Below are 1,178 nucleotides of genomic sequence, written 5' to 3'. Positions count from 1 at the left end.
GGCAGCGGGGGACTGGTCTCGGCCGGTGCGGCCGCGATGGGCTCGTGCCCGTGCTCGGCGGCAACCCCGGCGCGGTGATAGATCACCGCCGCCGCGGCGGTCTCCAGGAGCGAGGCGCCGCCGGTGTGCAGAACCTGCCCGCCGACCGTCACCGAGGTCGCCTGCCAGGGGCGGCGTGCGGACCCGACCAGGGCCGCGGCCAGGAGGTCGGGTGGCAGCTCGGGCCCGCGGCGCGGCCCGCCGTCGGGCATCGCCTCGCCGGCCTCCACGAAGTGACCGTCGACCCAGGCGCTCAGTGGGCGCAACCCGGAGGACGACCACTCCGCGGCCACGGTCGCGGGCTGTCCACCGGCCGCGGCCAGCAGCCACCAGGCGTCGCGGTGCCCGGGCGCGAGCGGCAACGCCGCACCGGTGAGATCGACCAGCCAACCCTCGGCCGCCGGTCGCACCCCGCCGAGCAGCACCGGCACGTCGTGCCGCCACGGCTCGGCGGCCAGTGCCGCCGACCACCCGGCCAGCGCGTCGGCCACGCCCAGCGCGGACGGCACGGTCACCGCCGTCACGCCGTGCCGCTCGGCGAACCACGCGCGCAGCGGGAACGCGCCGGGATAGAAGGTCAGGTCGGCGTCGAGCTCGGTGCCGGGCACGACGTCGGACTGCAGGCTCTGCCCGGCGGCGGCGAACGACAGCAGCAGCGCGAACCGCCCGGTCGACGCGCCGCGCAGCCAGATCCGGCGCGACATCAGCGTGCCGTCGTCGGAGTCGACCAGCCCGAGCACCTGCCAGCGATCGCGGGTCCGCGGCCCGGCCAGCACGTCCTCGCTGCTCACCGGGAAGCCGATCCGGGTGCGGACGGTCGCGGCCGGCCCGGGCGGCAGCTCGGCGAGCCGATCGTGACCGGCGACCAGCAGCCGCAGCAGCCCCATCTCGCCGAGCAGCCGGTCGGCCCACTGCGGCCCGATGCCGACGATGCCGCCCATCCGGCGCACCGCGGCCGCGGCGGCCGGCGCCTGCGCGTCCACGAGCCGCGCGGCCATCGTCTCGAACGGCCGGTAGCCGGCGCCCTCCGCCGCCGCCAGCCCTTGCTGCACCTGATCGTCGAGCCAGCGGCGCAGCTCGGCCATGCCGCCGGCGACCCGCTCCTCGCGGCGGCGGACCCGCATCTGTGCCGCCACCGG

Annotated in this window: 1 pseudogene; it reads right to left on the bottom strand. The window is 78.0% G+C overall.

The window, feature by feature from the left end:
* Positions 1–1,178: pseudogene (locus tag AB0M20_RS44780) on the bottom strand (SWIM zinc finger family protein); the annotation flags it as partial.

It is taken from the genome of Actinoplanes sp. NPDC051633 (genome assembly GCF_040681735.1).
Taxonomy (GTDB): domain Bacteria; phylum Actinomycetota; class Actinomycetes; order Mycobacteriales; family Micromonosporaceae; genus Actinoplanes.
This window is presented reverse-complemented; position numbering and strand designations above follow the sequence as displayed.